This is a genomic window from Vibrio sp. 1288 (assembly GCF_033344475.1).
Map to the genome: position 1 here is coordinate 1 of NZ_JAWPOX010000740.1, position 616 is coordinate 616.

The 616-nt window shown below is 49.5% G+C and carries 1 protein-coding gene; it reads right to left on the reverse strand.

Annotated elements, in window-relative coordinates; translation table 11 throughout:
- On the reverse strand, positions 1–616 hold a 616-nt coding region (locus R8O11_RS29095), incomplete at both ends, for a glycosyl hydrolase family 18 protein (protein WP_318195105.1).

Sequence of the window (616 nt, forward strand, 5' to 3'; positions counted from 1 at the left end):
CCATGTGGTATTCACCATTACCCGCAGCACACGCTTGCTCAGTTGCATCGATAGCAGTACGGTTGCCATTTGCATCTAGTACGTAACAGTTGTAGTCACCGGCTAGTTCCCAGAACATGATACCGCCGATTTCTTTATCGATAACGTAGTCCGCTTTCACTTCGATAGAAGCTTTATCTTCTGTAGATAGGCATACGCCCTTCTCTGCGTTCCACAACCAAGGTGCTACAGCAACACTGTCGTAATTACGAGTGTACGTACCAACCAATTTGTCAGAAGGATCGTTCACTGGATCTAGACCGTAAGCTTGAGCGTAAGAACCCCAAATGCCTTTCTCTAGGTTCTTCGCGTGCCACATTGGGTTCGAGCCTGCACCCATTTCACGACCTTGTGGATCTAAATCGTGCCACATGTTGTCGATGCCGATAGCACCGTTACCACAGTTGTTCTTCTCACCTTCACCTGTGCCTGGTTGACACTCAGCTTGGTTAGGTAGCGCTGCTCGGCCCCAAAGACCATTGTCACCACCAGTTACGCCTTGCCAACCACGGGTGTAATAAGGAACACCGATGTTGATACGGCCTGCTGGCATAGAACCACGGAAGTAATGGTAAGC